This is a genomic window from Pusillimonas sp. DMV24BSW_D, from assembly GCF_011388195.1.
Lineage (GTDB): Bacteria > Pseudomonadota > Gammaproteobacteria > Burkholderiales > Burkholderiaceae_B > Neopusillimonas > Neopusillimonas aestuarii.
On the sequence record NZ_CP049990.1, the window covers coordinates 1,628,309 to 1,654,144 of the forward strand.

Consider the following 25,836-nt stretch of genomic DNA (forward strand, 5'->3'; position numbering starts at 1 on the left):
AACCCTTTTTAACTGTGTTTCAAGCCTTATTGGATCTTTGCTTTTTCCATTAATTCTTCCTGGTATTGCGACAATTTTTCCTGTTGCAGCATTTCCTGTAACTGGGGCTTAACTTCGGCCAGCGCAGGGAAAGTAACCGGCCGGATATCTTCCAGTTCAATAATATGCCAGCCAAATTGCGATTGCACCGGGTCGCTGGTGCGTTGCCCTTTTTCCATGCTTTCAACAGCCTGTGCAAATGGCGGTACATAGCTACTGGTGGTCGACCAGCCTAAATCACCGCCTTGGCTGCCTGTTCCTTTGTCTATTGAGTGTTCCTTGGCAGCATTTTCAAAGCTTATTTCGTTCGCTTCGATTTGGGCGAGAAGGTCGCGGGCGGCCTGTTCTTCCTCAACCAGAATGTGACGGATTTTGTATTCTTTGCGATCAGACTGGGCTTTCTTGATAGCTTCGTATTCCTCTTCAATCTGTTTATCCGTAACGGGATTTTTTTCGAGATAGTTTTCCATAAGGGCGCGAACCAGAATACCTTGGCGCGCCAGTTCCAGCTCCTGACGCACTTCGGGTTCCTTGTCGACACCGGCACGCTCAGCCGCTTGCACGGCAACCAGACGACCGATCATTTCTTGTTTTACCTGTTCGCGCAGTTCCGGGGATTCTTTTGCGCCCTGACTGACCAGCAAACTAATAAATTGGTCGAGCTGGTCTTGGGTGATGGCTTTGCCATTCACTGTAGCCACGTTCTGGGCGTACAGCGGAGCGGAAACGGCAAAAGCAGCAGCGAACATAACAAGTTTCTTCATACACATCCTTAAGCGTTGGCTGTGGCCACAATGGCCAAAGCATGAATGGGAAAGGGGATCAGATCCTGGACCTGATCATACACGAGGCGATGACGGGCAAGCGGGCGCAGCCCGTTGAACTGCGCACTGCTGATGATGACACGTAAATGACTGGCTCCGGTTTGTGCACCGGCATGACCCGCATGCAAGTGCGACTCATCAATAATTTCAAGGGTTGACGGTGCGAGCGTTTGCAGGCGCTCGCGAACAAGTTGGATACGGTCTTGAGTTTGAGATGATTGGGGGTGGTTCATGGGGTATCTTTCATGTGGCGGCTAAGCCAAATAGATTGCACAACAACAAAAACCAGCAATAAAGCCATTAGGCCGAAAACCTTGAAGTTGACCCATTGCGACTCTGAAAACCGGCCTGAAAATGCAACGTAAAGATTCAAGGCGCCTGAGCAAATAAAAAACGTTGCCCAACTTATGTTGAGTTTGTCCCAAACAGCAGGCGGAAGTTCAATTTGTGCCCCCATGAGTTTTTGCATAAGGTTGCGCTTGAACAAATAACGGCCTCCCAGCAAGACGATGCCGAAGATCCAGTAAAGAACCGTGGGCTTCCATTTAATGAACGCATCGTTCTGTAATAGCAGCGTGGCGCCACCGAACAAAACGATCACGGTCAGGTTGATCCAGTGAGTGGCTTCAATTTTTTTTGCCATCGCTTTTAGCCAAACGAACTGGCCGATGGCTGCGACGATAGCTACGCCGGTTGCCAAGTAGATGTCGGCATACCGATAAGCGATAAAAAACAGAATTAGGGGGAAAAGGTCGAACAGCAGTTTTTTCATTTTTCCGGTTCGAATTTTAATGAAAGGGAGTTGATACAGTAGCGCAGGCCCGTTGGCGGTGGGCCGTCGGGAAAAACATGGCCCAGATGCGAGTCGCATACTTTGCAGATGACTTCAGTGCGAATCATGCCGTGCGACGTATCCGTTTCTTCCAGAACCAGATCGGGATTGAGAGGGGCAAAATAGCTTGGCCACCCGCATCCGGCGTCAAACTTGGTATCGGAAGCAAATAGCGGTGTTCCGCAACCCACGCAGCGATAGATTCCCGATTCGGTTGTGTTCCAATATCGGCCTGTGAAGGCACGTTCCGTGCCTTTTTCGCGGGTAACATAGTATTCTTCGGGCGTAAGCTGCGCCCGCCATTCGGTTTCCGACTTGCGAATTTTTTCCATTCTGAGCCTTTTAGTACCAGTAACATCTATGCGGAGTTAACTCTAATGTTAAACGACTTTGATAAAGACAACAGGGAAACCCCGTAAAGACACCGGTTGATGAATTAGGCATAATTCTTTAGGTTTAGAAAGTAAGCTGGTTTGCGAATATTAGGTGAACGCTGTTTCATGAGCGACTTTTCTACGTCAAGACACGTTGTTGTCTTTTTTTTGGTGTTGTAGATGGACTCAACAATTTTTCTTATTTTGCTCCAAGACGGGGTTCTGAATGGTGCAGTGTATGCGCTGCTTGGGCTTGCTCTGGTGCTTGTTTTTGCCGTTACCCGGGTTATTTTCATTCCCCAGGGCGAGTTTGTTGCTTATGGCGCGCTCACGTTGGCCTTTATGGCGAATGGGAAAATTCCCGGTACGGTAGCCATGTTGCTTATTGCGGGGGTGGTGACATTTCTCATGCAGCTCTGGTCAGCGGCGCGCAATAAAGACTGGTCGACATTGCCCCGGGCGGCCCTTGGTTCCCTGGTATTGCCTGTTGCGTTGTATTTATTGGCACCGTATGTCATTAGCGAGACTACGCCGCTCTGGTTGAACGTCGTGTTTGCGCTAGCGTTGGTTATTCCGTTGGGCCCGATGATCTATCGTATTGCCTACCAACCGGTGGCGGAAGCCAGTGTATTGGTTTTACTGATTATCTCGGTTGCGGTTCACTTCGCCATGTTGGGTCTGGGCCTGGTGTTTTTCGGTGCAGAAGGGTGGCGTACTCCGGCCTTCCTGGAAGGTGAGGTGTCCATGGGGGTTATTTCCTGGTCGGCACAAACCTTCTTCGTATTGGGCACAGCAGCGGTCCTCATCATTGCGTTGTGGCTGTTTTTCGGTAAAACCCTGTATGGTCGTGCGTTGCGCGCCACAGCCGTGAACCGGCGCGGGGCGCGGCTTATGGGTATTAGCACCAATATGTCGGGCAGTCTTACATTCACGCTTGCAGCCGCCATTGGCGCGCTGTCCGGCATGCTTATTGCACCGGTAACCACCATTTATTACGACACCGGCTTTTTAATTGGGCTTAAAGGTTTTGTCGCCGCCATTATCGGCGGTTTGGTCAGCTACCCCGTTACTGCCGTCGGTGCGCTTTTCGTGGGTATTCTCGAGGCATTTTCATCGTTCTGGGCCAGTGCTTACAAAGAGGTTATTGTGTTTACACTGATCATTCCTGTGCTGTTGTGGCGTTCGTTCGGCACTCATCATCACGACGACGAGGATTAAGCCATGAACAGATTCATACTCATTCTCTTCGTTGTTTTTATGGCGTTTGTGCCTCAATGGTCGGCTACCCCGGAATTCTGGGTCACGCAGTTGAATTACATTGGCCTTGCGTCTTTGGTCGTTTTAGGGCTTGTGCTGCTTACGGGCGTGGGCGGGTTAACGTCTTTCGGTCAGGCGGCGTTTGTGGGGTTGGGTGCCTACTCCACTGCTTACCTCACTACGGCAGCGGGCTGGTCTCCCTGGCTGGCGCTTATCATCGGCTTGGTGCTGACGCTGGTCGTGGCTTATGTGCTTGGTGCCATCACGTTGCGTTTGTCAGGGCATTATTTGCCGCTGGGCACAATCGCCTGGGGTTTGTCGCTTTATTACCTGTTCGGGAACATGGCGTTTCTGGGCCAGTACGACGGGATTGCCGGCATTCAGCCCGTTAATGTGTTTGGCTTTTCCCTGGACAGCGGGCGCGAAATTTTCTATTTGATCTGGGTGTGCGTGCTGTTGGCTATGTGGGGTACGTATAACCTGCTGAGCTCCCGCCCTGGGCGAGCCATTCGTGCTCTCAAGAGTGGTTCGGTCATGGCTGAGTCTTTCGGCATCAATATGGCATCGTACAAAATTATTATTTTTGTTTATGCCGCTTTGTTGGCTTGTCTGTCGGGCTGGTTGTATGCACATATGCAACGCGCAGTGAGTCCCAGTCCTTTTGGCTTGAACTACGGTATCGAGTATTTGTTCATGGCCGTGGTTGGGGGGAGCAGCAGTGTCTGGGGCGCTATCGTTGGTTCCGGAGCTATCCTGACACTTAAAGACCAAATCCAGAATGTCCTGCCTGCTATTCTCGACACGACAGCGAACTTCGAGCTGGTTGTGTTTGGGGTTCTGATGGTGTTGGTGCTGCAATATGCGCGCGATGGTATATGGCCATTGATTGCGTCTGCGTGGAATAGTGTTACTGGGCAAGGTGCAACCCGCCGTATGGCGCCGCCGCCCAAGGCGGAGCAACTGCCGCAACGCACTCGGCCCGAGCAAGGCAAGTTGGTGCTTGAGGTTGAAGGTGCTCGCAAAGAGTTCGGGGGGTTGGTTGCTGTTAACGATATTAGTTTCAAACTGAAGGCCGGCGAAATCATGGGCCTGATCGGCCCTAATGGTGCAGGTAAAAGTACAACGTTTAATCTAATAACAGGTGTTCTGCCGGTTACCAGCGGAGCGGTAAATTTTATGGGCCATCAGCTTGAAAAGCTGCGTTCACGCGAAATTGCAAAGTTGGGCGTGGGCCGTACGTTTCAGCATGTTCAGTTGCTGCCTACCATGACCGTCCTCGAAAACGTCGCAATTGGCGCGCATTTGCGCCGCAACGTAGGGGTGGTGTCGGCCACGCTGCATACCGAACGCAAGAGTGAAGCCGAGCTACTTCACGAAGCGGCTGTTCAGCTTGAGCGTGTGGGTCTAGGTGATCATCTGTATGAAGAGGCCGGCAATCTGGCGCTGGGGCAACAACGTATTCTCGAAATTGCGCGGGCTTTGGCGGCTGATCCCGTGTTGCTGCTGCTCGATGAGCCTGCGGCTGGCCTGCGTTACAAAGAAAAGCAGGAGTTGGCGAAAGTGCTGGATCAACTGCGTAATGAGGGCATGAGTATTCTCTTGGTTGAGCACGATATGGATTTCGTGATGAACCTCACCGATCATCTGGTGGTGATGGACTTCGGTACCAAAATTGCCGAAGGTCGCCCGGAAGAAATCCAGAAGAACCCGGCAGTGCTTGAGGCTTACCTGGGGGGCATCGAAGAAGGGCTTGATCTGGACGACGGTGTCGATGGACACGCGTCGGCAACGGCAGGGGGTGTGGCATGAGCGCAACGGAAAATCTGGTCTTGCAGGTGAACAGCCTGACATCACAGTATGGCAAGGTGACTGCCCTGAATGAGGCGAGTATTAAAGTGGCCCAAGGCCATATTGTTACCGTCATTGGGGGCAACGGCGCGGGTAAGTCGACCTTACTGAATTCGCTTATGGGTTCTTTGCCCAGTAATGGACACTGCACGGGGGAAGTGCGGTATCGCGACCGTGATATTTCCGGTTGGCAGGTTGAGCAAAGGGTGGCGCATGGCATCTCCCTTGTTCCTGAAACGCGTGAATTATTCGGCAGTATGTCTGTTGAAGACAATCTGTTATTGGGTGGCTTTCGTCTTTACCGCGCCGGCAAAACGGGCTGGAAAGATAAAATCGATGAGGTTTATGAGCTTTTCCCCCGTTTGAAAGAGCGTCGCATACAGCATGCCGGCACGCTTTCCGGCGGTGAACGGCAAATGCTTGCAGTGGGGCGTGCGCTAATGGCGCAACCGGAATTGCTAATGCTTGACGAGCCTAGTCTTGGTCTGGCGCCGCGTATTGTGCGTGAAATTTTTCAGATTATTGCACGGTTGCGGCAGACCGGCGTTTCGATTTTGCTGGTCGAGCAAAATGCCCGTGCTGCCCTGCAGGTGGCTGATTACGGCTACGTGCTGGAAACCGGCGAGGTGATTCTCGAGGGGCCGGCCAAAGAGCTTAGCGACAATCCGCGTGTTATCGAGAGCTATCTGGGGCTGGGGAACAAGAAGGCTGAAGTGGCATAGGGGGTGCAGCTTGTGGGGGCGCAGGTGGTGTATCCAGCTCGTCCCAGGTAGGTGCCGGTGAAAAACTATTCAGTAGCTGCCCATTTTTAATGACGTGAAAGTAGTCGGTAACCTGGGCGGCAGCGCCCGGTTGATGATCCGCCATGACAATGGTGTAGCCCTGTGTTTTCAGTGTGCTAATGGCGTGGCTGAGAATGTGGGCTATATTGGGCGTGATGCTGTCACTGATTTCGTCTAGCAACAGTATGTTGGTTCCCTGCCGCAATACTTTTGCAACAGCAAGTAATTGCCTTTCAGGCGTTGATAAATGTGCTACGGGGTGATGCCGGAAATGTCGTAAAAGCGGCATGAGTTCGTAAATGCCCGCCAATGACATCCCCCCGCCCAGTGTCTCTGTTGCCTGCATTGGTTTGAGCAGGTTTTCTTCGCAGCTTAGGTCTTCGGCAAGCGTGTGTTCGTCAGGCCCGTAACTAATACCTAAATGGGCGATTTTCTGTGGGGGCATATGAATGGACTCAACACCGTTGACTCTCACTGAACCGGTTCTGGTGCCTGTTAGGCCGAGAAGTGAGCGAAGCGTGGTTGTGCGGCCGGAGCCATTGTCGCCGAGTAAACCAATAACCTGGCCGGGCATGACGGTAAGGTCGATGCCTTTGAGGACGTGGGTATGATCGTCGTACCACGCATTCAGGTTTTTGATTTCGAGGGCAGGGTGCGCCATGCAACCCCCTTATGATTGCTTGTGAAATACAGAACAGTGTTCAGCCAGACGTCAGTATGACGGGACTCGAACCAAAAGCAAATGAGGGTTTGTCATAGCGGGACAATCCCTGATTTTTCTTTGTATTCACATAAATCGTTAATGCCGCATTGCTTGCATTTGGGTTTACGTGCCAGGCATACGTAGCGACCATGCAAAATCAGCCAATGATGTGCGTCCAGCTTGTATTCTTGCGCAACCACCTTTTCCAGTTTTCTTTCAACCTCCAGCACTGTTTTGCCCGGAGCCAGGCGTGTGCGGTTGGCGACACGGAAAATATGCGTATCAACTGCGATGGTGGGATGACCAAAGGCCGTGTTGAGCACGACGTTGGCTGTTTTTCGGCCTACCCCGGGCAGTGCTTCAAGTGCCGCGCGATCTTGGGGGACTTGGCCATTGTGTTGTTCCAAAAGGATCCGGCACGTTTTGATCACATTTTCCGCTTTGGTTCGATAAAGCCCAATTGATTTGATTTTTTCGGTTAGGCCTTCCAGCCCCAGAGACAAAATACCTTCGGGTGTTCCGAACTCAGGAAAGAAACGGGCGGTGGCAAGATTGACCGATTTGTCGGTTGCTTGCGCCGATAGGATGACGGCAATCAGCAACTGGAAGTTGGTTTCATATTCCAGTTCGGTGGTGGGGTTCGGATTGGCGCTCTGCAGGCGGGCAAAGATGGCTTTGCGTTTTTGTTGATTCACGGTGTTTGGCCCCGACGTCGGGCCCGTGCACGTGCCAGCGCATCAGCAATGGTTTTTTTGCGGGCTTCTGCATCATTGTTGGCAGAAGCAGTTAGTGCGGCCTTGTTGCTGAGCGTGCGTGCAGCCAGTGGTTGGTCTTCAGGATGCTTGCGTTTCAGACGCGCTTCGCGACGCCGGGTGTTTGTACGTGCCTTGTCGGCATCTTCGGCAGTCCATTCCCGTTCAGCCGGAACCATATTGATACAGTCTACCGGGCATGGGGCAACACAAAGTTTGCATCCCGTACAGGAGTCGGGTAGGACGGTGTGCATGAGTTTTGAAGCGCCCACAATGGCGTCGGTTGGGCAAGCCTGTATGCACAGGGTGCAACCAATGCAATGCGCCTCGTCGATTTGGGCTACTTGCAGTGGTTCAGGCTGCCCGCAGTTTGTGTCAAGTGCGGTAACAGCGCGGTTCAACAAGCGAGACAAGGCCTCAATGCCGGCGTCCCCCCCAGGGGGACATCGATTGATGGGTGCATGCTCGGTGACAATGGCTTGCGCATAGGGCAGGCAGCCGTTGTACCCGCATTGCGTGCATTGTGTTTGCGGCAAAATTGCATCGACTTGTTCAACAAGCGCGTTCTGGTTCATGAAGCTGGACGTGCATTGGCAATGAATTGAGCCAGTTCCGGATAAATAATATTCCTCCAGCGCCGGCCGGAAAATATACCGTAATGCCCTGAACCCGCTGCCGTGTAACGATGTTTGTACTTGGCTGGAATGGCGGTGCACAGTTCATGCGCGGCATGCGTTTGACCTTGTCCGGAAATATCGTCGAGTTCGCCCTCAATGGTTAACAGGTGGACGCCCTTTATTTTCCCTGGATCAACACGCTCTCCTTGTACATCCCAGCATCCGCGTGGCAGAAGATGTTGTTGGAATACGATATCGATTGTGTCCAGATAGAACTCAGCCGGCATGTCGAGAACGGCGTTATATTCATCGTAGAAACGACGGTGCGATTCAGCGTCGTCATCGTCACCCTTGACCAAATCCAGATAGAAATCGTAATGCGATTCCATGTGGCGATCCGGATTCATGGCGATAAACCCCGCATGCTGCAGAAAGCCGGGATAAACCCGACGGCCGGCGCCCGGGTATTTGGCCGGAACGCGATGGATCAGGTTGTTTTCGAACCACGAGTGTGATTGCGTTGTGGCAAGACGGTTAACTTGCGTGGGAGACTCCCGCGCATCGATGGGACCGCCCATGAGGGTCATGCTGACGGGCAGGCATGGGTCGCTGTCTGCAGCCATAAGTGATACCGCGCCCAGTACGGGAACAGTGGGTTGGCATACCGACACCACATGTGCGCCGGGCCCCAGGTAGTGCAGGAAATCACGAATGTAGTTTACGTAATCATGTAAGTGAAAAGCGCCGTCGCGCAGCGAGACCATGCGGGCATCGACCCAATCGGTAATGTATACCTCATGCGCAGGTAAAAACGACTTTACTGTGTCTCTTAACAGCGTGGCGTGATGTCCGGATAAGGGCGCAACCAGTAATACGGTTGGCAGGTCTCGGTCGACTGGTTCTTCACGCTTGAAATGGATGAGCTTACAAAACGGAAGTTCTTTGACGCTTTGCGGTTCTACCGGAATTTTTTTTCCGTCGATGACAGTGTGGTCAATGTCCCATTCGGGCTTTTCATAGGCTTTGCCCAACCGGTGCATGAGCTCGTATGTTGCGGCAATATGGCGAGATACCGGTGTGTACGAGAGGGGGCTGTATGGGTGGGTAAATAGTTGCGAGCCCTGACCGGTAAAGGAAACGAGCGGCATGAGAAAAGTGCGTTGCAATTCGTGTAGATCGTAAAGCATTGCGAGTGGTTTCCTTTTTGTGACAGGGGATGGGTTTACCAATAATTTTCAACGGCAAGATTGCCCGGGTTGCCGCGTCGACCGACGGCAAAACCTTTCTTCTTCAGTATGGCACGGGCGTCAGCCAGCATTTCAGGGTTTCCGCAAAGCATGATTTTGTTGCGGTCCGGGTCTAATGGGCAGTGGGCCAGTTTTTCGAGCTCGCCATTCTCGATAAGTGTCGTAATGCGTTCTTGTGGAACGCCGGGCATGGGCTCACGGGTTGGGATGGCAAGGTAGACAAACTTTGCCGGCAAGGCTTGGGTGCCGCTATCAGCCTGCCACTGGCGTATTTCTTCGCTGTAAGCAAGTTCGTCTTTGGTGCGTACGCCGTGAATCAGGATGATTTGATCGAAGGCCGCCCATGTGGCGGGATCGTTCAGCATCGACAGGTACGCCGACAGCCCGGTTCCGGTGGCGATCATCCATAGCGTACCACCCGGTTCAAAGCGGTCGGCCGTCAAAAAGCCGAAAACCGTGTTGTCGATGTAAATGGTGTCGCCCGGTTTCAAGGCGGCCAAACGAGGGCTGAACTCACCTTCGGGCACGACGATGGAATAAAACTCCAGTGGTGTCTGGTCAGGCCCATTCACCATTGAATACGCCCGCCAGATTGAAGGTTCGGTGTCTGTTTCGATTTTTTCCGATAGCCCAAGACGTGCGTATTGGCCGCCTTTGAACTTGAAGTTGTCTGGGCGGCTTACCTTGATGGATAGCAACTTCCCCGGTACCCACTCACGAACTTGTAAAACTTTCTGGCGTGTGTATTTCTGTTCAGTCATGCCCTATCTTTCCAGATGCTGTTCTTTACCTTCAACCCCATTCCATTCATCGGCGTCGGGCAAGCCGCCTTTCGAGCGGTTTATGGGTCCGAATTCCGGGGAAAGATCTGCATTGATCTGGATAAAGCGAACCTGGTCGGCAGGAACATCCTCTTCCGCGAAAATGGCGTTGGCCGGGCACTCAGGCACGCAAACCGCGCAGTCGATGCATTCGTCGGGGTCGATAACGAGAAAATTGGGCCCTTCCCGGAAGCAATCGACAGGGCAGACGTCGACACAATCAGTGTACTTACATTTAATACAGTTTTCGGTAACCACGTGGGTCATTCAGAGACTCCGGCAAAAATGACATTCAGGTTTGTGACGTATACCTTGCGCGACCGCAATGTGAGATGCCAGGTTAAACATTACAATGCCTGTTTTGATACATTGGGTAAAACCCCTTACGGGCATTTTACCTAATAATGATTCAATTACCCGGAAGGCAACCCGCGTAGGCAGCGCAAGCGAACACATGATCATTACATCACTTTTGGATACCGACCTATATAAATTCACCATGATGCAAGTGGTTTTGCATCATTTTCCCGCTGCGCAGGTGGAGTATCGGTATAAATGTCGCACGCCCAACGTCAATTTGGCGCCTTATCTCGATGAAATCCGTGAAGAGGTGCATGCCTTGTGTCAATTGGAATTCACCGATGATGAGCTCGAGTATTTGCGCGGGCTGCGGTTTATTAAAAGTGATTTTGTTGATTTTCTCGGGTTGTTTCATTTGCCCGAAAAATGTATTCATATTGATCATGGCGAACTTCCCGGCGAAATCGCCATTTCCGTGAAGGGGTCGTGGCTGCACACCATTCTGTTCGAAATACCTGTTCTGGCCATTGTGAATGAAGTGTTTTTTCGCAATACCTGCAAAGAACCTGGTTGGGATGAAGGGCGCCGTCGGCTACGTAAGAAAATGAATCTCGTGATAGATGATCCGGCGCTGGCGGATTTCCGCGTTGCAGAGTACGGCACGCGACGTCGGTTTTCCAAGCAATGGCACGATGAAGTAGTGGAAACGATGCACGATCAAATGGGCGCGCATTTCGCCGGAACGAGCAATATATTTCTTGCGCGAAAGCATGGCGTGACCCCTTTGGGTACCATGGGGCATGAGTATCTGCAGGCGTGCCAGGCATTAGGGCCGCGTTTGCGCGACTCACAGGTTTTTGCGCTTGAAACCTGGGCGAAGGAATACAGGGGCGACTTGGGTATTGCGTTGTCAGATGTATACGGTATGGACGCTTTCTTACGCGATTTCGACATGTATTTTTGCAAGCTCTTCGATGGCGCGCGTCACGACTCCGGCGACCCATTCCAGTGGGGTGAACGCCTGCTCGCGCATTACGTCGCCAATCGGGTCGATCCACGAACCAAAACGTTGGTTTTTTCCGACGCTTTAACCTTTCCGCGCGCTATCGAGCTGGCCAAGCAGTTTTCCGGCCGTTGTAAAGTGTCGTTTGGAATTGGTACCAATCTGACTAACGATCTGGGTCATGAGCCACTGCAAATTGTGATGAAAATGGTACGTTGCAATGGGCAGCCCGTTGCCAAAGTGTCTGACGCACCTGAAAAAACAATGTGTGATGATCCGGCCTACTTGGCTTATTTGCGGCAGGTGTTTCAATTGCCGCCTGTTTGAGCATGAGGTGAAGCGTGACGTCTGAGTCTGGTGACACCGCTGGGCTGCAAGCGCCATTCAACGCTGTTTGGCTGGCACAAGCAGCTGAAGGTCTTGATCCCCCGGGGCATGCGCTACTGGTTCAGGCTGTGCGCACCGCCCAACCTTTACTTGAAGGGCAGCGTGCCAGCACTGGTGAGCCATTGGATACGCATGCCGCGGCCGTAGTTTGTATTCTGGCGGAAATGAAAGCCGATGCGGCAACGCGTGCAAGTGCGGTGCTTGCGCCTATTTCGTCGGAAGACACTTTTTTAACGGGGCGTAAAGATCCACTGGTAAAGAAATTTGGCAGCGAGATCGCGTCTTTGGTGCAGGGAGCCCGAAAGCTGCTTGGTATGAGCAGGATGGCCAGGCTTAATACTGATGACCCACGAACCGGTGTAGATCAAAGAGAGCTGCAGCGCAAAATGTTGCTTGCCATGGCGGCCGATTTGCGAATCGTTCTGCTGCGCCTGGCTTCCCGGTTGCAAACGTTGCGTTGGCACGCTAGCTCCAAAACAGTATGTCCTCCGAACCTGGCCCAGGAAACCATGGAGTTGTATGCGCCGTTGGCTAACCGCCTCGGAATTTGGCAATTAAAGTGGGAAATTGAGGATTTGGCTTTTCGCTTTTTGCAGCCGGAAACGTACAAAATGATTGCCAAGGAACTGGAGGAAAAGCGGGTTGAGCGCGAGCAGTTCATTGACCGGGTAGTAAGCCGGCTTAGGCAGGCGTTGCAAAACGAGGGGGTGCAGGCCGATGTGTCGGGGCGACCCAAACACATCTACAGCATCTGGAACAAGATGCGCAACAAACAGTTGTCTTTCGGGCAACTGTACGATTTGCGTGCATTGCGGGTGATTGTTAATGATGAGCGCGACTGCTATGCAGCGCTTGCCCTGGTGCATTCCATGTGGAGTCCGATCAGCGAAGAATTTGATGATTACATTTCGAGGCCCAAGCCGAATGGTTACCGATCTTTGCATACGGTTGTTGCAGATGCCGATGGCAAGCCTTTCGAAGTGCAGATTCGTACCCACGAGATGCATCAGTTTGCTGAATACGGTATGGCCGCGCATTGGCGTTATAAAGAGGCCGGCCCTAAAGGTGGAACGCAGGTTGCCGCCTCGGAGTACGACCGTAAAGTGGCCTGGATGCGTCAGCTTTTGTCCTGGGGCAAAGCCGACGACGCGTCCCCCAAAGAAGCTTCGCCAGGCAGAAGTTCGGCCGCAAGCGCTGCAAAAACTGTGGCAGATGAGCGAATCTACGTTTTAACGCCGCAGGCGCGTGTTATTGAGTTGCCGGCCGGCGCTACACCGGTTGATTTTGCTTATGCGTTGCATACTGATTTGGGCCATCGCTGCCGCGGAGCCCGGGTGGATGGCCAGATGGTGCCACTGCTGACAAATCTGCAAACCGGCCAAACCGTTGAAATCATTACGGCAAAGTCGGGGGGGCCGTCGCGCGATTGGCTGAACACGCAACTGGGTTATCTGGCCAGCAACCGTTCTCGCGCCAAGGTCAGGGCCTGGTTTAATGCCATTGAGCTACAGGAACGTATTGCTCAGGGGCATGCACTGGTTGAGCGCGAGTTGCAGCGACTTGGCAAAACCGCTGTCAACCTGGAGCAGTTGGCAGACCAATTGGGTTTCGCCCGTGCTGATGATCTGTATGTTGCTGTGGCGAAAGATGAATTCAGCCTGCGCCATATTGATCAACATTTTCGTCAGGAACGTGATGGGAGCGTAAGCGAAACCACACCTGTTGGGCCTGGGCGACTTCAACTGGAAGGCGCGGCGGATAACGTGACCCGGTCGGGTAAGAGCGGTGTGCTGGTTGTGGGCGTTGACTCACTCATGACACAGTTGGCACGCTGTTGCCGCCCGGCTCCACCCGATGATATTCGCGGGTTCGTTACAAGAGGGCGCGGTGTATCGATTCATCGGTCCGACTGCCAGGCATTCTCGGCACTCGCCATCAAGCACCCGGAGCGTATCATTGAGGTGAGTTGGGGCGACACCCAGGATCGCGTCTATCCGGTTGCCGTGAGTATTCATGCCCCGGATCGACTGAATCTTTTGCGAGATATTACCGATGTTTTCGGTCGTCTTCGCTTAAATGTAATTGGTGTCAATACGCAAAGCCGTCGTTCGTTGGCCCATATGATTTTTACCGTTGAAGTGCAAAATGGTGATCAAATCACCCGCGCCCTGACCGCCCTGAATGAAATTCCAGGCTTTAGCGCGACCCGCTTGTAACTGCGTGCGTTCCGCGGGAAAGTTCGGTCGCTGTTAAAATGGCCCTAAGTTGTTATTAAGCCGCTAATACCGGCCCAACCAGAGAGTTATTCCTTGAAACCTTATCAGTTCCCAGACGAAAAAGGGCATTTCGGGCCCTACGGTGGTTCGTTTGTTGCCGAAACCCTGGTGCACGCACTCGACGAGTTGCGTCAGGCCTATGACAAATTCAAAGAAGATCCCGACTTTCTGCGTGAGTTCGATTACGAGCTAAAGCATTTCGTGGGGCGGCCCAGTCCGGTGTATCACGCCAAGCGATGGTCGGAAGAGCTCGGGGGCGCCCAAATCTGGTTCAAGCGTGAAGACCTTAACCACACGGGGGCGCACAAAATCAACAACTGCATTGGGCAGATATTGTTGGCCCGACGTATGGGCAAGCCTCGCATCATTGCCGAAACCGGAGCAGGGCAGCATGGCGTGGCCACGGCAACCGTAGCAGCGCGTTATGGTCTTGAGTGCGTTGTATATATGGGCAGTGAAGATGTCCGACGTCAAGCGTCCAACGTATATCGCATGAAGCTGCTGGGCGCCACAGTCGTGCCGGTAGAGTCCGGCTCGCGCACATTGAAAGATGCTTTGAATGAAGCCATGCGCGATTGGGTGACCAACGTCGAAAACACCTTTTACATCATCGGAACGGTTGCGGGGCCGCATCCTTACCCTGCGATGGTACGCGATTTCCAATCTGTTATCGGCACTGAGTGTCTTGCACAAATGCCGGAGTACGCGGGTCGTCAGCCGGATTACGTGTTGGCGTCGGTCGGGGGGGGGTCCAACGCCATGGGCATTTTTTACCCCTATATCAACGAGTCGAATGTGAAGCTGATTGGTGTTGAGGCGGCGGGAGACGGGCTTGATACCGGTCGCCATGCTGCGTCCCTTAATGCCGGAGTGGTGGGGGTTCTGCACGGTAATCGCACTTATATTATGCAAGACGAGCATGGACAGATTCAGGAAACACACTCAATCTCTGCCGGGCTTGACTACCCTGGTGTTGGGCCTGAACACGCCTGGTTGAAAGATTCGAAGCGTGCCGAGTATGTGGGCATTACGGATGCCGAGGCGTTGGAAGCATTTCACAAGTGCTGTCGTACCGAGGGAATCATGCCTGCGCTGGAGTCTTCCCATGCCATTGCGCACGCCGTCAAGCTGGCACCTACGTTGTCGAAAGACCAAATTATTTTGGTGAATTTGTCCGGTCGCGGCGATAAGGATATGCACACCGTGGCTGAAATGAGCGGAATCAAATTATGAGTCAGGTAACACAAGCCCAAACCGATCGTTTGGCAGCGGCCTTCGCGAGAACGAAGGGGCGGGCGGCGCTCATCCCCTACATCACGGCAGGCGACCCCTCGCCACAGGCAACGGTTCCGCTCATGCATGCGCTTGTTGCGGCCGGTGCCGACGTTATTGAGTTAGGTGTGCCTTTTTCCGATCCGATGGCCGATGGCCCGGTAGTGCAACGTGCAACCCAGCGTGCCATCGAAAAAGGGGTTGGGATGCGCCATGTTTTCGACATGGTTCAGGCGTTTAGGGAAAGTGATAAAACAACACCGGTGGTGTTAATGGGTTATGCCAACCCGGTTGAACGTTACGGGCAGCTTGAGTTCGCCCGGAAAGCGCGGGAAGTGGGCGTAGACGGCGTGTTGGTTGTTGATTACCCACCCGAGGAAATGCTTGAGTTCGCCCGCTATCTAGACGACGTCGACGTTGCCCCTATATTTTTATTGGCCCCCACATCTACCGATGCGCGAATTCAAAAAGTTGCCGAAATCGCGCGCGGATATGTGTACTATGTGTCATTGAAAGGGGTAACCGGCGCTGCCACCATCGATCTTTCCGAGGTTGAGCAACGTGTACAGGCGATTCGCCGTCATGTTTCCATTCCTATTGGGGTGGGCTTTGGCATTCGCGATGCACAAAGCGCGCAGCGTGTGGGGCAGGTGTGCGACGCCGTTATTATTGGCAGTAAATTGATTGAAACCATGGAAGAGGCCGTGGCCCAGGCAAATGGTCATGAGGCCGATCAGGCCGCAGTCAAGGCAGCCGGAGCGTGGTTGGCGGGGATTCGTCAGGCTCTCGGTTAAACAATAAAACTTCAATCAGGAAAATTACAATGAGCTGGATTGACAAAATTCTGCCGCCGCGGATTAACCGGAATAATGATGCTAGTTCGCGGCGTGTCCCAGAGGGCTTGTGGATTAAGTGTCCGGGCTGCGAATCAGTACTCTATAAAGACGACTTGGCGGCAACGCTGAATGTTTGCCCCAATTGCAGTCACCACATGAGAATCGGCGCGCGCCGGCGTATTGATGCTTTGCTCGACCCGGATGGGCGGGTGGAGATCGGTGAAAATACCCGGCCCGTCGATCCTTTGAAATTCAAAGACTCCAAAAAGTATCCCGACAGGGTGACTCAGGCCACCCGGCAAACAGGTGAAACTGAGGCAATGGTGGTCATGAGTGGGCGGATTCTTACATTACCTGTCGTGCTGTCGTGCTTTGAGTTCGAGTTCATGGGTGGCTCAATGGGCTCGGTAGTGGGTGAACGTTTTGTTAGAGGCGTACAAGAAGCGATTCGTTTACGCTGCCCGTTTATTTGTGTGGCAGCCTCGGGTGGTGCGCGCATGCAGGAAAGCTTGTTTTCGCTCATGCAAATGGCTAAAACGAATGCCATGCTCACGCGCCTGTCGCAAGAAGGATTGCCGTTTATTAGTGTTCTTACCGACCCGACAATGGGTGGGGTATCCGCCAGTTTTGCTTTTATGGGCGATGTGGTGGTGGCGGAGCCCAAGGCGTTAATTGGTTTTGCCGGCCCTCGGGTAATTGAACAAACAGTCAGGGAAAAACTGCCTGAAGGCTTTCAGCGCGCGGAATTCCTGCTTGAGAAAGGCGCGATTGATTGTGTGGTTGATCGTCGTGAGATGCGCAAAGAGCTCGCGCATATCCTGGCGTTGCTTACCCGTCAACCCGTTGAGGCAATCGCTCGTATGGAATGAGCGTTAGTTATTAAGTAAAAAAATGGCCGGAAAACCAAATAGTTTCCCGGCCATTTTTGTTGCTTCAAAAGGATTATTGCTTGGCGCTCGTTTCGACTTGTTGTAACGGCTCGTCGTGAATGACGACCGCCGATTTACGTGGCCGGCCAAGTGAAGCAGATGCTGAAGTGGCCGTGCTGTTTTGAGGCTTGACAGCATCAGGGCGTGTCTCCACCAGCTGCAGCCCCGATGAGGCAACAAGGTCTTTTAGCGAGGAGCCCGTATCGGCAACCTTGGAGTGATGCAAGCCGTTGGCTTTATGGGTTGCGGTTGACACTTGTTGCGGTTGCTCTTTCGCCTCTGTCTCAGACGGTTCGGTGACTGCTTCTGTGGTTACTTCAGTTCCGTTTTCGGTATCGGCGGTGAGTACCTCACCCGTTTGAACGACTTCCGCGTTCTGTTTTGCTGCGTCAGGCTGTGCCTCAGGTTTGGCAGCTTCAACAGGTTCAACATTTGCCGGGGTTTCCTCTTGAGCAACGGCAGGTACTTCCTGAGCCGTTGGCTCTTCTTGAACCGCTGGTGCTTCTTGAGCCGTTGGCGCTTCTTGAACCCTTGGTGTTTCCTGAGCGGTTGACTCAGAGGCATTAGCAGTTTCTTCAGCCGCTTCAAGTTTGGCGGTGTCTGCCTGTTCTTGATTGGCAACAGGAGCAGGAACGGCTACAGGTTCTGAAGTGGTTTTGGCTGTTTGTGCTTCCGTATTCTGATCCGCTGAGAGATCAGTGTTCGACTCGGCGCTTGCTGCTCCGGTTTCCGCAGAGCTGCGACGCCCGCGACGGCTACGACGACGACGGCGCTTGCGTTCGGTACCGGTATCGTGCGTCTCGGCAGAGGCGTTGTCGTCATCCGCTTCAACTTTCTGATCTTCTTTCTCGTTGACGTTGTGTTGCGCATCTTTTGCCTGTGGCCGGTCTGACGCGGCTGTTGGCGTATCGGTTGTTTCGACAGCGTCATTGTTTGATTGCGCGTTTTGATCAACCGCGGGGTCGTTGCGATCACGCCGGTTTCGGCCACGTCCGCGGCGCCCACGTCGATTTGAGCTGGTGCGCTCTTCATTTTGGCTGTCATCGGACGTGTTGTCCTTTGCTACGACCGTATCGGACGTTTCTTTTGAGTCGTTCTCTTCCGACCGATGTCGCGTCCGACGCCCACCTTGTTGGTGAGATGTTTTTTCAGCCGTCGTGTCGTTTTCGTTACGACGACGTCCTCGTCCGCCGCGCCGCCGTGAACGATGTTCAGTTTTTTCTTTCGACTCTTCGCTTGCTTCAGGGGTTGAAGCAGCCTGGGTACTACTGGTGCTCCCTGTACCGCTGAGCCAATTCATCAGGCGTTTGAACAAACTGGTTGCCTGTTGCGCAGCAGACTGGCCCGAAGCAATCGTTCCGGTAACTGCCGTAGGAGCCGTTACCGCTACTACCGGCGCCGGCTGTGCGTGGGTAATGCTTTTAACAATGGCTTCCTGACGTGGCTTGCTATCAGTTTCTTTGCTACCTGGATAGCTAATGTCGGTGTCAGGCGCTTCCACCAGTTGGAAACTGGTGACGGCATTGTCCAGGCGAGGATCGTCGTGCCGCAAACGCTCAATGTGGTGATGAGGTGTTTCCAGGTTCTTGTTGGGAATCAGAACCAGGTTAACCTTCAGGCGCGATTCGATTTTGGTGATGTCGGCGCGCTTTTCGTTCAGCAGGAACGTGGCAACATCGACCGGTACCTGTGCATGCAAGGCGGCCGTGTGTTCTTTCATGGCTTCTTCTTGCAACAGGCGCAGTACGTGAAGTGCACTGGACTCTGCGTCGCGGATAACGCCGGTGCCGTTGCAGCGAGGGCAGGTAATGTGAGAGCCCTCGTTCAATGCAGGGCGCAGCCGCTGTCGCGACAGCTCCATGAGGCCGAAACGGGAAATTTTGCCCATTTGGACCCGGGCGCGGTCAAAGTGCAAGGCATCGCGCAGGCGTTGTTCAACAAGACGCTGATTCTTGTTGTCTTCCATGTCGATGAAGTCAATGACAATCAGGCCGCCAAGGTCGCGCAAACGAAGCTGACGGGCAACTTCGTCGGCTGCTTCCAGATTGGTTCGCATGGCCGTTTCTTCGATATCGGCGCCACGCGTTGACCGTGCCGAGTTGACGTCGACTGCCACCAATGCTTCCGTGTGATCAATAACGACGGCACCGCCTGACGGCAACTGTACCGTGCGGGCATAAGCGGTTTCAATTTGGTGTTCGATCTGGAATCGTGAGAAAAGCGGGACGTCGTCTTTATAAACCTTAACCCGCTGGACGTTATCGGGCATAACCACGCTCATGAACGCGGTGGCTTGCTCGGCGATTTCTTCAGTGTCGATCAGAATTTCGCCGATTTCAGGCGAGAAATAGTCGCGAATGGCGCGGATAACCAGGCTGGACTCTAGGTAGATGAGGATTGGGGCCGCATTATCTTTTGCTGCCGTGTCAATCGCTGTCCAGAGTTGCAGAAGGTAGGATAAGTCCCATTGCAATTCTTCTGCGCTTCGGCCAATACCGGCGGTGCGCGCAATGATACTCATGCCTTGAGGAACGTCGAGCTGATCCATTGCTTCGCGCAGTTCCTGGCGCTCTTCGCCTTCCACCCGGCGTGATACACCACCCCCGCGAGGATTGTTCGGCATCAGAACAAGGTAGCGTCCGGCCAGCGAAACAAAAGTGGTCAGTGCGGCGCCTTTGTTGCCGCGCTCTTCTTTCTCAACCTGAACGATCAGTTCCTGGCCTTCGTAGACCGCATCCTGGATGCGCGCAGACCGAACATCGACACCGTCTTTAAAGTAGCCGCGTGCGATTTCCTTGAAGGGTAGAAAGCCGTGGCGTTCTTCGCCATAGCTGACAAAGCATGCTTCAAGGCCTGGTTCGATGCGGGTGATGACCCCTTTGTAGATATTGCCTTTGCGCTGTTCGCGCCCGGCGGTTTCAATGTCGAGGTCGATGAGTTTCTGACCGTCGACAATGGCAACGCGCAACTCTTCTTGGTGCGTTGCATTGAACAACATGCGTTTCATGAGTGTATTTCTCCGTAGTCATGGCACGCCACATGGCTGGCGCACGACCTTGGACCACTCGGTGTGAGACGTTTAGTTTTGCAAAGAAAAGGAGTGCCGGCTGACCGATGTCAGGGGGCGTCCACCTTTTTCGTTAGGCAGGAATGACTTGCCACTTGGCACACGGTTCAGGCAGCAGGAAGGTCAGATTCACAATAATTAACGTGGTTGACGAACAATTTGCTGGGAACAGCAGATGCGCCGTTTGCGCGCATCTGGTGCATTAAAACTTTCGAGTAACGAAGCAAAGACTAAAACGTCGCACGCGGTTTGCGCAGTGTCTGACACAAAAGCAGTTTTTTCTTCTTCTGCTATTGCGCCGACGCATGACGCTCCGGCGACCGATTGGCCCGGAAGCTGAAACACGTAAGCAGTACAATATGGTCTTTCGCGACCCACGGAGACGTAACACTTTCGTCTCTACGCAGGTGGGTTTCAGCTTCTATAGGCTAATAAGATTATATGCCTGTTTTGTCTATGCGCAAACCGGAATCTTTACAAACCATGAATATGGTCGTTCAAACGTTACAAATCGGCGCGGAGCAAGCTGGGCAGCGCATTGATAATTTTTTGTTGAAAACCTGCAAAGGGGTGCCGAAAAGTCATATTTACAAAGCCATTCGCTCTGGGCAGGTTCGAGTGAACAAAGGGCGGTGCCAAGCAGAGTATCGGCTACTAGAGGGAGATGCGGTTCGCGTGCCGCCGTTTCGCATGGCCGATCCAAACGCCCGACCGTCTGCGCCGGCAGCCAGCTTTCCGGTTGTTTACGAAGACGATGCCCTCTTGGTTATCGACAAGCCTGCCGGTGTTGCCGTGCATGGTGGTAGCGGAGTTTCTTTCGGGGTCATAGAGCAGTTGCGTGCCGCCCGCCCGGCAGCCAAGTTTCTCGAACTTGCGCATCGTCTTGATCGTGAGACGTCTGGTTTGCTTATTATTGCGAAAAAGCGGGTTGCGCTGGTGGCTTTGCATGAAATGATGCGTGAAGGGAAGGGGCGCAAACGTTATCTGGCTTTGGTGGAGGGCGATTGGCAAAATGACCGGCAGCATTTGCGCCAACCTTTGTTGAAATGGTTGACCGCATCTGGTGAGCGGCGTGTCAAGGTAGATGCCTTGGGAAAGCCGGCACACACGATTATTAATTTGATGCACCGCTACGGTGGTCGCTTTTCGTTAGTCGAGGCGGAATTGAAAACCGGGCGGACACATCAGATTCGCGTACATCTGGCGGCCAGTGGATATCCCATTGTGGGGGACGACAAATACGGCCACGATGAAGTCAGGGCCCGTTTTTCGCGGCATGGGTTCAATCGTATGTTTCTGCATGCCTGGAAACTGGATATTCCTCATCCAGTCGGCGGTGAAATACTGAAACTCGAGGCCGCACTTCCGCCTGCATGTCAGGCCCTTCTTACAGAGCTGGAGCAGATGTCTTGAAACAGTATGATGCGGTTATTTTTGATTGGGACGGAACCATTATGGATTCCACCCAGTCTATTGTAAGTGCGATTCAGTTGGCGTGCGCCGATATGCAACTGCCGGTGCCGCCTCGTGAGCGGGCCGCCTGGGTAATTGGCTTGTCATTGGAAAGCGCGCTTTATCATGTGGCGCCTGATTTACCGGCTGACCAGCTTTCTGCATTTGTGGACCGTTACAAGCATCATTTTTTCCAAAATGATCAAACGATTCCGTTGTTTGAAGGGATTCCCGAGGTGCTCTCGGGCTTAAAAGAGGAACGGGTCAGTCTTGCCGTGGCGACCGGGAAAGGCCGGGTCGGGCTTGATCGGGTGTTGCAGGCGTCGAACCTGCAGCATTATTTTGACATGACTCGGTGTGCCGATGAGGCAAAAGGAAAGCCGGATCCAACCATGTTGTTCGACATTATTCATGGTTTGGGTCTGGATCCGGATCGGGTGGTGATGGTAGGTGACACAACGCACGACGTTGTCATGGCGCATAACGCGGGTATCGACAGTATTGCGGTTAGCTACGGCGCACACGATGTGGATACTTTGTTTGGCGCGGAGCCGACTGTGTTGGTTCACAGTGTTGAGGAAATGAGCGACTGGCTGTCTGGGCGGCTGGTTCCAGTAGTACGTTAGTCGGGGTGACCCGGCTTCGTGAAATCAAAACGAAGGTGGGTGAAATGTCTCGATTCAAGATACCGCAAATTGCACCGTCTGAAATTACACCGGAATACATCTGGACCTCGCGCCGAAAGTGGTTGCAGCGCGTTGGAGCGGCGATGGGGGCGGGGGTTTTGTCGTCTTTGCCGCTGCAGGCTTGGGGCCGGGAGGGCATAAGTTACGGCCAACGTAATCCCGAATTTGGTGCCGACGAAAAGCTCACGCCTGAAGAGGACGTCACAACCTACAACAATTTTTATGAGTTCGGTACCGGCAAGGAGGATCCGGCGCGGTATGGCGGGGACATGCGTCTGCAGCCGTGGAAAGTTAAAGTGGATGGCGAAGTTTTGCGCCCTCAGGAGTTTGACCTGGACGACCTTTTGAAGCTCGCGGCACTTGAGGAACGGGTATACCGCATGCGCTGTGTGGAAGGATGGTCGATGGTGATACCCTGGAATGGCTACCCGTTATCAGCTTTGTTGAAGGCGGTGGAGCCGACGGGTAATGCGAAATACGTGGAATTCATTACCGACATGCAACCCGACGCGATGCCTGGGCTGCGCAGCCGGATTATCGACTGGCCTTATCTAGAGGGGTTGCGGCTTGATGAGGCGATGAATCCTCTTACCCTGCTTGTGTTCGGTGTGTATGGCAAAGCGCTGCCGGTTGCCAATGGAGCCCCTGTGCGTGTCGCCATCCCCTGGAAGTACGGTTTTAAATCAGGCAAGTCTATTGTTCATATTCGCCTGACTGAAAAGCAGCCCGAAACCAGTTGGGTCCGTATCGCGCCGCACGAATATGGTTTTTACGCCAACGTGAACCCTGATGTTCCGCATCCACGGTGGAGTCAGGCGACCGAAAGGCGTATTGGTTCGGGAGGCTTGTTTGCCCCTCGGCTGCCCACCCAAATGTTCAATGGCTACGGCGAGCAGGTTGCGTCGCTATATTCAGGCATGGATTTGTCGCGTTATTACTAAGCTAACAAATAATAATGATTTCGGTGTTGATGTTTTTTGCCTGCCTGTATCCATTTTTTTTGTGGGTGGGGCTGGGTTTAACCGGGGGGCTAACCGCGAACCCGCCCGAATATCTGATTCGCTCTTCTGGTGAGTGGGCGCTGGTGGCATTATGTGTTGTCCTGCTGGCAACGCCATTAAGCCGCTATGCCCGGATATCGGTCTTGTTGAAGCATCGTCGCATGTTAGGTTTATTCGCCTATTTTTATTCGATTTTGCACCTTCTGGGCTGGGCCTTTTGGGAACAGGGTTTTGGTTTGGAAGCGATGTGGCTCGATGTGGTGACACGCTGGTTTATTACGGTGGGGGTCGTCGCGTTTGTATTGCTCACGCCCTTGGCTTTAACGTCTACTTATGGCTGGATGCGTCGCCTCGGGCGCAATTGGAAGCGCTTGCATTACGGTATTTATCCCGCAATTGCGCTGTCGATATGGCATTTTTGGCTGGTTAGGGCCGGTAAAAACGATTTTTTTGAGGTATGGATTTATTTGGCCGTGGTGTTTTTGTTGTGCCTGCCGCGTATTATTCAATTAAGGCACCATAAATAGTGGCCGGTTGTTACCCACCGGTGCTTGCCATGTCATGATTTGCTGAATCAGGCCTGAAAGAGAAATAAAGTGGGTTGTTTCTGTAAAACCGGGGCAGGCCGTTTTTTCCAGTCATCGATAGAGTGGGTTTGTATCCATTCATGGTCGGTGGTGAGGGCGCGTGCGATACAGAGTCGGGTAGATCCGGAAAGTGTCAGGATCAAAGTTTCGAACATGGCATCGTTGCGGTACGGTGTTTCAATGAATATTTGTGTTTGCCGGGCTTTGCGTGACGCAGCCTCCCATGCGCGCAGCTGTTGTGCCCGTTCAGCGGGGGCAACAGGCGCATAGCCATGAAATACAAAATTCTGCCCATTCAGGCCGCTTGCCATTAGCCCAAGAATGATTGAGGAGGGGCCTGTCCAGGGCGCCACCCGTATTCCCATTTCATGAGCTGTTTGTACGACCAGTGCGCCGGGGTCGGCCACAGCAGGGCATCCTGCTTCGGATACCAGGCCGATGTCGCCGGTTGCGCCTGATTGCTTTAGCCACTGGCGTATTTGCGTAGCGTCGGTGTTGCGGGACAATGCGTGGATGGTGATGTCTTGTATTGGCTTTTCGGTGCCGATCAACTTCAAGAACGCGCGCGCGGTTTTGGCGTTCTCGGCAATGTAGTAATCGAGTTTGCTCGTCGTCGTTTGTGCTTCGAGAGGGAGCCAGCGTGATGCGGGGCTTTCCCCCAGGCTGACAGGGATCAAGTGAAGAGTCTGTGGCATGGTTACGGCGAATCCGGTTGCAAAGGATTAATGTTAAACCGGCGCAGCATACGGCTTAATGTAATGAGAGGAAGGCCGATAATGGCGGTAGGGTCGTCCGAACGAATATGCTCCATCAGGGTGATGCCCAGAGACTCGGCCTTGGCGCTACCGGCTGTGTCGTAGGGTTTTTCCTGGTCGAGGTAATAATGAATTTCGGCTTCGTTCAGCACCCGGAAGCGGCAATGGGTAACGATATTTTCAGTTTCCGTTGCCCCTTCGTGCGAAACGCATAGCGCGGTGTGGAACATGACCGTCTGGCCGCTTAGCATTTTAAGCTGATTCATTGCGCGCTCATGGTTGCCCGGTTTGCCGATGGCGACACCATTAATGGTGGCCACCTGGTCGGACCCAATGACGACGGCACTTGGGTTGCTTTTGGCAACGATCGTTGCTTTCTCCTCCGCCAGCCGTAGAGCAAGCTCAATCGGGCTTTCGTTTTTCAGGGGTGTTTCGTCGATATCGGGTGCAATGGTTTCGAATGGCAACCGCAGTCTTTCAAGCAGTGCGCGGCGGTAAGGTGAGCTTGATGCCAGAATCAGACGCATAGGCCGGGGTTCTTCCAGAAGGTTTGACGCAAGAGTGGTGAAAGCGGTATTATCTAATGTTTTCTTTAATAGGCAAAGAGCAACCCGTGAGTGATTCACTTATCGACGCCCTTGGTTTTGCGCGGGCGGGGTCGTTTTTGCAGGGTCAGGCGCCTCTTGGGTTATTTACCCGCATGCTGGATGGCCAGCTTGCCCAGCCTGATGCACAGCGTGAAAGCTTTGTGAACTGGACGCTGGAAGGTGAAAACACTGCTTCCGGCCGGTACTTTTTGCACGTTACCGCGCACGCAGAACCCATGCTTGAATGCCAGCGTTGCCTGCGTCCGTTTATTTGCAATATTAACGTCGATAACCGGGTTGAGCTGGTGCGAACACCGGCTGAGCAAGATTCTGACGATCTTGATGACGACGGTATCGAGCGTATTGTTGGGTCAAAACGGTTTAGCGTGCTAGGCTTTGTTGAAGACGAACTGATCCTGGCGATGCCCTATGTGCCAAAGCATCACGAGTGCCCGTCGGATAACGGAATTCAGGCAGATCGGTCTGCCTCTTCCCAGGAACAGGAAACCAGGCGTCAATCACCATTCTCGGTGCTTGAGCAGCTTAAAAAGAATTGATTGTTTTGAATTAACCCCGGGGGTAAAAAACCCCTTTACCAGGAG

General features: G+C 53.2%; 26 protein-coding genes. 13 read left to right on the top strand and 13 right to left on the bottom strand.

Annotated features, from left to right (window positions below; translation table 11 throughout):
- Positions 1 to 26: 26 nt before the first annotated feature.
- The 4 genes from G9Q38_RS07915 to msrB are packed head-to-tail and all read right to left on the bottom strand — an operon-like array spanning position 27 to position 2,027.
- Positions 27 to 803 (bottom strand): peptidylprolyl isomerase, encoded by a 777-nt coding sequence (locus tag G9Q38_RS07915; RefSeq protein ID WP_114419815.1) that lies wholly within the window; start codon positions 801 to 803, stop codon positions 27 to 29.
- 8 nt (positions 804 to 811) lie between these two features.
- Positions 812 to 1,096 carry a BolA family protein gene (locus G9Q38_RS07920; protein WP_114419814.1) on the bottom strand — a complete coding sequence of 95 codons (285 nt, stop codon included), beginning with the start codon at positions 1,094 to 1,096 and terminating at the stop codon, positions 812 to 814.
- A complete protein-coding gene (locus G9Q38_RS07925; RefSeq protein ID WP_114419812.1) occupies positions 1,093 to 1,635 on the bottom strand; it encodes a septation protein A in 543 nt (180 codons plus the stop codon). Before G9Q38_RS07925 ends, G9Q38_RS07920 begins: the two co-directional genes overlap by 4 nt.
- Positions 1,632 to 2,027, bottom strand: a complete 396-nt coding sequence (gene msrB, locus G9Q38_RS07930) for a peptide-methionine (R)-S-oxide reductase MsrB (RefSeq protein ID WP_114419810.1) — start codon at positions 2,025 to 2,027, stop codon at positions 1,632 to 1,634. Before msrB ends, G9Q38_RS07925 begins: the two co-directional genes overlap by 4 nt.
- A gap of 222 nt (positions 2,028 to 2,249) precedes the next feature.
- Between msrB and G9Q38_RS07935 the strand changes: the two genes are divergently transcribed.
- Genes G9Q38_RS07935 through G9Q38_RS07945 form a run of 3 tightly spaced genes read left to right on the top strand, consistent with a single transcriptional unit; the run spans position 2,250 to position 5,896 of the window.
- A complete protein-coding gene (locus G9Q38_RS07935; RefSeq protein WP_114419809.1) occupies positions 2,250 to 3,287 on the top strand; it encodes a branched-chain amino acid ABC transporter permease in 1,038 nt (345 codons plus the stop codon).
- A gap of 3 nt (positions 3,288 to 3,290) precedes the next feature.
- Positions 3,291 to 5,135 carry a branched-chain amino acid ABC transporter ATP-binding protein/permease gene (locus G9Q38_RS07940; RefSeq protein ID WP_119516183.1) on the top strand — a complete coding sequence of 615 codons (1,845 nt, stop codon included), beginning with the start codon at positions 3,291 to 3,293 and terminating at the stop codon, positions 5,133 to 5,135.
- Entirely contained in the window at positions 5,132 to 5,896 is a 765-nt protein-coding gene (locus tag G9Q38_RS07945; protein ID WP_119516184.1) for an ABC transporter ATP-binding protein, read from the top strand. The genes G9Q38_RS07940 and G9Q38_RS07945 overlap by 4 nt, the downstream gene beginning before the upstream one ends.
- Here G9Q38_RS07945 and G9Q38_RS07950 read toward each other — a convergent pair.
- The 6 genes from G9Q38_RS07950 to fdxA form a co-directional block, all read right to left on the bottom strand.
- Positions 5,847 to 6,617, bottom strand: a complete 771-nt coding sequence (locus G9Q38_RS07950; RefSeq protein WP_119516185.1) for an ATP-binding cassette domain-containing protein — start codon at positions 6,615 to 6,617, stop codon at positions 5,847 to 5,849. The genes G9Q38_RS07945 and G9Q38_RS07950 overlap by 50 nt on opposite strands.
- A 92-nt stretch (positions 6,618 to 6,709) precedes the next feature.
- A complete protein-coding gene (nth, locus tag G9Q38_RS07955) occupies positions 6,710 to 7,354 on the bottom strand; it encodes an endonuclease III (protein ID WP_119516186.1) in 645 nt (214 codons plus the stop codon).
- Entirely contained in the window at positions 7,351 to 7,986 is a 636-nt protein-coding gene (locus G9Q38_RS07960) for an RnfABCDGE type electron transport complex subunit B (protein WP_119516187.1), read from the bottom strand. Before G9Q38_RS07960 ends, nth begins: the two co-directional genes overlap by 4 nt.
- Entirely contained in the window at positions 7,983 to 9,215 is a 1,233-nt protein-coding gene (locus tag G9Q38_RS07965; RefSeq protein ID WP_119516188.1) for a polyhydroxyalkanoate depolymerase, read from the bottom strand. Before G9Q38_RS07965 ends, G9Q38_RS07960 begins: the two co-directional genes overlap by 4 nt.
- A 35-nt stretch (positions 9,216 to 9,250) precedes the next feature.
- Positions 9,251 to 10,036, bottom strand: coding sequence for a ferredoxin--NADP reductase (locus G9Q38_RS07970; RefSeq protein WP_119516189.1), 786 nt, complete (start codon positions 10,034 to 10,036; stop codon positions 9,251 to 9,253).
- Between the two features lie 3 nt (positions 10,037 to 10,039).
- Complete coding sequence (gene fdxA / locus G9Q38_RS07975; protein ID WP_114419798.1) at positions 10,040 to 10,363, bottom strand: ferredoxin FdxA; 324 nt, start codon at positions 10,361 to 10,363, stop codon at positions 10,040 to 10,042.
- Between the two features lie 187 nt (positions 10,364 to 10,550).
- Between fdxA and pncB the strand changes: the two genes are divergently transcribed.
- The 5 genes from pncB (at position 10,551) to accD (ending at position 17,039) form a co-directional block, all read left to right on the top strand.
- Entirely contained in the window at positions 10,551 to 11,726 is a 1,176-nt protein-coding gene (pncB, locus tag G9Q38_RS07980; protein ID WP_114419796.1) for a nicotinate phosphoribosyltransferase, read from the top strand.
- 14 nt (positions 11,727 to 11,740) lie between these two features.
- Positions 11,741 to 14,002, top strand: coding sequence for a RelA/SpoT family protein (locus tag G9Q38_RS07985; protein ID WP_166129659.1), 2,262 nt, complete (start codon positions 11,741 to 11,743; stop codon positions 14,000 to 14,002).
- Between the two features lie 93 nt (positions 14,003 to 14,095).
- Positions 14,096 to 15,295, top strand: a complete 1,200-nt coding sequence (trpB, locus tag G9Q38_RS07990; protein WP_166129662.1) for a tryptophan synthase subunit beta — start codon at positions 14,096 to 14,098, stop codon at positions 15,293 to 15,295.
- Positions 15,292 to 16,128: a tryptophan synthase subunit alpha gene (trpA, locus tag G9Q38_RS07995; RefSeq protein ID WP_166129664.1), complete on the top strand. Its 837-nt coding sequence runs from the start codon at positions 15,292 to 15,294 to the stop codon at positions 16,126 to 16,128. Before trpB ends, trpA begins: the two co-directional genes overlap by 4 nt.
- Positions 16,129 to 16,157: 29 nt before the next feature.
- A complete protein-coding gene (gene accD / locus G9Q38_RS08000) occupies positions 16,158 to 17,039 on the top strand; it encodes an acetyl-CoA carboxylase, carboxyltransferase subunit beta (RefSeq protein ID WP_166129667.1) in 882 nt (293 codons plus the stop codon).
- A gap of 73 nt (positions 17,040 to 17,112) precedes the next feature.
- Here the strand turns inward: accD and G9Q38_RS08005 are convergent, their stop codons facing one another.
- Positions 17,113 to 20,106 carry an Rne/Rng family ribonuclease gene (locus G9Q38_RS08005; protein WP_166129670.1) on the bottom strand — a complete coding sequence of 998 codons (2,994 nt, stop codon included), beginning with the start codon at positions 20,104 to 20,106 and terminating at the stop codon, positions 17,113 to 17,115.
- Between the two features lie 501 nt (positions 20,107 to 20,607).
- On the opposite strand from G9Q38_RS08005, the gene G9Q38_RS08010 reads away from it, so the two are divergent.
- The 4 genes from G9Q38_RS08010 to G9Q38_RS08025 are packed head-to-tail and all read left to right on the top strand — an operon-like array spanning position 20,608 to position 23,832.
- Positions 20,608 to 21,579 carry an RluA family pseudouridine synthase gene (locus G9Q38_RS08010; RefSeq protein WP_166129673.1) on the top strand — a complete coding sequence of 324 codons (972 nt, stop codon included), beginning with the start codon at positions 20,608 to 20,610 and terminating at the stop codon, positions 21,577 to 21,579.
- Complete coding sequence (locus G9Q38_RS08015) at positions 21,576 to 22,244, top strand: HAD family hydrolase (protein ID WP_166129676.1); 669 nt, start codon at positions 21,576 to 21,578, stop codon at positions 22,242 to 22,244. The genes G9Q38_RS08010 and G9Q38_RS08015 overlap by 4 nt, the downstream gene beginning before the upstream one ends.
- Before the next feature lie 44 nt (positions 22,245 to 22,288).
- Positions 22,289 to 23,245 (top strand): protein-methionine-sulfoxide reductase catalytic subunit MsrP, encoded by a 957-nt coding sequence (gene msrP / locus G9Q38_RS08020; protein ID WP_166129679.1) that lies wholly within the window; start codon positions 22,289 to 22,291, stop codon positions 23,243 to 23,245.
- A 14-nt stretch (positions 23,246 to 23,259) separates the two neighbouring features.
- The gene (locus tag G9Q38_RS08025) at positions 23,260 to 23,832 is read left to right on the top strand and encodes a protein-methionine-sulfoxide reductase heme-binding subunit MsrQ (RefSeq protein ID WP_166129682.1); all 573 of its coding nucleotides are present in this window, start codon (positions 23,260 to 23,262) and stop codon (positions 23,830 to 23,832) included.
- A 47-nt stretch (positions 23,833 to 23,879) separates the two neighbouring features.
- Here the strand turns inward: G9Q38_RS08025 and G9Q38_RS08030 are convergent, their stop codons facing one another.
- A complete protein-coding gene (locus tag G9Q38_RS08030; protein WP_166129684.1) occupies positions 23,880 to 24,587 on the bottom strand; it encodes an SAM-dependent methyltransferase in 708 nt (235 codons plus the stop codon).
- A 2-nt stretch (positions 24,588 to 24,589) separates the two neighbouring features.
- The gene (locus tag G9Q38_RS08035; RefSeq protein ID WP_166129687.1) at positions 24,590 to 25,174 is read right to left on the bottom strand and encodes a Maf family nucleotide pyrophosphatase; all 585 of its coding nucleotides are present in this window, start codon (positions 25,172 to 25,174) and stop codon (positions 24,590 to 24,592) included.
- A gap of 86 nt (positions 25,175 to 25,260) precedes the next feature.
- On the opposite strand from G9Q38_RS08035, the gene G9Q38_RS08040 reads away from it, so the two are divergent.
- Entirely contained in the window at positions 25,261 to 25,791 is a 531-nt protein-coding gene (locus tag G9Q38_RS08040) for a YceD family protein (protein ID WP_166129690.1), read from the top strand.
- Positions 25,792 to 25,836 lie beyond the last annotated feature (45 nt).

Bases quoted from the DNA above. Each gene is read 5' to 3' on its own strand.
- trpA (WP_166129664.1), top strand. From the start codon at position 15,292: ATGAGTCAGGTAACACAAGCCCAAACCGATCGTTTGGCAGCGGCCTTC.
- G9Q38_RS08030 (WP_166129684.1), bottom strand. From the start codon at position 24,587: ATGCCACAGACTCTTCACTTGATCCCTGTCAGCCTGGGGGAAAGCCCC.
- G9Q38_RS07960 (WP_119516187.1), bottom strand. From the start codon at position 7,986: ATGAACCAGAACGCGCTTGTTGAACAAGTCGATGCAATTTTGCCGCAA.
- G9Q38_RS07925 (WP_114419812.1), bottom strand. From the start codon at position 1,635: ATGAAAAAACTGCTGTTCGACCTTTTCCCCCTAATTCTGTTTTTTATC.
- accD (WP_166129667.1), top strand. From the start codon at position 16,158: ATGAGCTGGATTGACAAAATTCTGCCGCCGCGGATTAACCGGAATAAT.
- G9Q38_RS07970 (WP_119516189.1), bottom strand. From the start codon at position 10,036: ATGACTGAACAGAAATACACACGCCAGAAAGTTTTACAAGTTCGTGAG.
- msrB (WP_114419810.1), bottom strand. From the start codon at position 2,027: ATGGAAAAAATTCGCAAGTCGGAAACCGAATGGCGGGCGCAGCTTACG.
- G9Q38_RS07965 (WP_119516188.1), bottom strand. From the start codon at position 9,215: ATGCTTTACGATCTACACGAATTGCAACGCACTTTTCTCATGCCGCTC.
- G9Q38_RS08010 (WP_166129673.1), top strand. From the start codon at position 20,608: ATGCCTGTTTTGTCTATGCGCAAACCGGAATCTTTACAAACCATGAAT.
- G9Q38_RS07915 (WP_114419815.1), bottom strand. From the start codon at position 803: ATGAAGAAACTTGTTATGTTCGCTGCTGCTTTTGCCGTTTCCGCTCCG.
- G9Q38_RS08035 (WP_166129687.1), bottom strand. From the start codon at position 25,174: ATGCGTCTGATTCTGGCATCAAGCTCACCTTACCGCCGCGCACTGCTT.
- G9Q38_RS08025 (WP_166129682.1), top strand. From the start codon at position 23,260: ATGATTTCGGTGTTGATGTTTTTTGCCTGCCTGTATCCATTTTTTTTG.
- msrP (WP_166129679.1), top strand. From the start codon at position 22,289: ATGTCTCGATTCAAGATACCGCAAATTGCACCGTCTGAAATTACACCG.
- G9Q38_RS07940 (WP_119516183.1), top strand. From the start codon at position 3,291: ATGAACAGATTCATACTCATTCTCTTCGTTGTTTTTATGGCGTTTGTG.
- G9Q38_RS08005 (WP_166129670.1), bottom strand. From the start codon at position 20,106: ATGAAACGCATGTTGTTCAATGCAACGCACCAAGAAGAGTTGCGCGTT.
- G9Q38_RS07945 (WP_119516184.1), top strand. From the start codon at position 5,132: ATGAGCGCAACGGAAAATCTGGTCTTGCAGGTGAACAGCCTGACATCA.
- fdxA (WP_114419798.1), bottom strand. From the start codon at position 10,363: ATGACCCACGTGGTTACCGAAAACTGTATTAAATGTAAGTACACTGAT.
- pncB (WP_114419796.1), top strand. From the start codon at position 10,551: ATGATCATTACATCACTTTTGGATACCGACCTATATAAATTCACCATG.
- G9Q38_RS07935 (WP_114419809.1), top strand. From the start codon at position 2,250: ATGGACTCAACAATTTTTCTTATTTTGCTCCAAGACGGGGTTCTGAAT.
- G9Q38_RS07950 (WP_119516185.1), bottom strand. From the start codon at position 6,617: ATGGCGCACCCTGCCCTCGAAATCAAAAACCTGAATGCGTGGTACGAC.
- G9Q38_RS07920 (WP_114419814.1), bottom strand. From the start codon at position 1,096: ATGAACCACCCCCAATCATCTCAAACTCAAGACCGTATCCAACTTGTT.